This window comes from Mycolicibacterium sp. 624, assembly GCF_040548615.1.
Classification (GTDB): domain Bacteria; phylum Actinomycetota; class Actinomycetes; order Mycobacteriales; family Mycobacteriaceae; genus Mycobacterium.
On sequence record NZ_JBEPRZ010000018.1, the window covers coordinates 1 to 1,734 of the forward strand.

A 1,734-nucleotide genomic window follows, 5' to 3' on the forward strand; every position below is an offset into this window, starting at 1 on the left:
TATGCACCAGACCCCCACCCACTACAGGTGTGAGGCCATCCAACGAATCGTCTGAGTCTCGGTGATCCGCGATATGCGGGCCGGCCCAGATCTCGTGGTGCTCCTTAGAAAGGAGGTGATCCAGCCGCACCTTCCGGTACGGCTACCTTGTTACGACTTCGTCCCAATCGCCGATCCCACCTTCGACGGCTCCCTCCCACAAGGGGTTAGGCCACCGGCTTCGGGTGTTACCGACTTTCATGACGTGACGGGCGGTGTGTACAAGGCCCGGGAACGTATTCACCGCAGCGTTGCTGATCTGCGATTACTAGCGACTCCGACTTCACGGGGTCGAGTTGCAGACCCCGATCCGAACTGAGACCGGCTTTGAAAGGATTCGCTCCACCTCACGGCATCGCAGCCCTTTGTACCGGCCATTGTAGCATGTGTGAAGCCCTGGACATAAGGGGCATGATGACTTGACGTCATCCCCACCTTCCTCCGAGTTGACCCCGGCAGTCTCTCACGAGTCCCCACCATTACGTGCTGGCAACATGAGACAAGGGTTGCGCTCGTTGCGGGACTTAACCCAACATCTCACGACACGAGCTGACGACAGCCATGCACCACCTGCACACAGGCCACAAGGGAACTGATATCTCTACCAGCGTCCTGTGCATGTCAAACCCAGGTAAGGTTCTTCGCGTTGCATCGAATTAATCCACATGCTCCGCCGCTTGTGCGGGCCCCCGTCAATTTCTTTGAGTTTTAGCCTTGCGGCCGTACTCCCCAGGCGGGGTACTTAATGCGTTAGCTACGGCACGGATCCCAAGGAAGGAAACCCACACCTAGTACCCACCGTTTACGGCGTGGACTACCAGGGTATCTAATCCTGTTCGCTCCCCACGCTTTCGCTCCTCAGCGTCAGTTACTGCCCAGAGACCCGCCTTCGCCACCGGTGTTCCTCCTGATATCTGCGCATTCCACCGCTACACCAGGAATTCCAGTCTCCCCTGCAGTACTCTAGTCTGCCCGTATCGCTCGCACGCCCACAGTTGAGCTGTGGGTTTTCACGAACAACGTGACAAACCACCTACGAGCTCTTTACGCCCAGTAATTCCGGACAACGCTCGGACCCTACGTATTACCGCGGCTGCTGGCACGTAGTTGGCCGGTCCTTCTTCTGCACATACCGTCACTTGCGCTTCGTCTGTGCTGAAAGGGGTTTACAACCCGAAGGCCGTCATCCCCCACGCGGCGTCGCTGCATCAGGCTTGCGCCCATTGTGCAATATTCCCCACTGCTGCCTCCCGTAGGAGTCTGGGCCGTATCTCAGTCCCAGTGTGGCCGGTCACCCTCTCAGGCCGGCTACCCGTCGTCGCCTTGGTAGGCCATCACCCCACCAACAAGCTGATAGGCCGCGGGCCCATCCCACACCGCAAAAGCTTTCCCCCACAGACCATGCAGTCCATGAGGTGTATCCGGTATTAGACCCAGTTTCCCAGGCTTATCCCGAAGTGCAGGGCAGATCACCCACGTGTTACTCACCCGTTCGCCACTCGAGTACCCCGAAGGGCCTTTCCGTTCGACTTGCATGTGTTAAGCACGCCGCCAGCGTTCGTCCTGAGCCAGAATCAAACTCTCCAAACAAAAACAACCCATCCAAAGACAGGTGAATTCAATCAGAACAAGTCCGACCTAACACCAGTAAAAACTGGCAAAAAACAATGTCACACCCCTAAACGAGAAAAAAGA

Annotated in this window: 1 rRNA gene; it reads right to left on the bottom strand. The window is 57.0% G+C overall.

Annotated features, from left to right (window positions below):
- Positions 1-108: 108 nt before the first annotated feature.
- Positions 109-1,629, bottom strand: a 16S ribosomal RNA gene (locus ABIA65_RS33445).
- Positions 1,630-1,734: the final 105 nt, after the last annotated feature.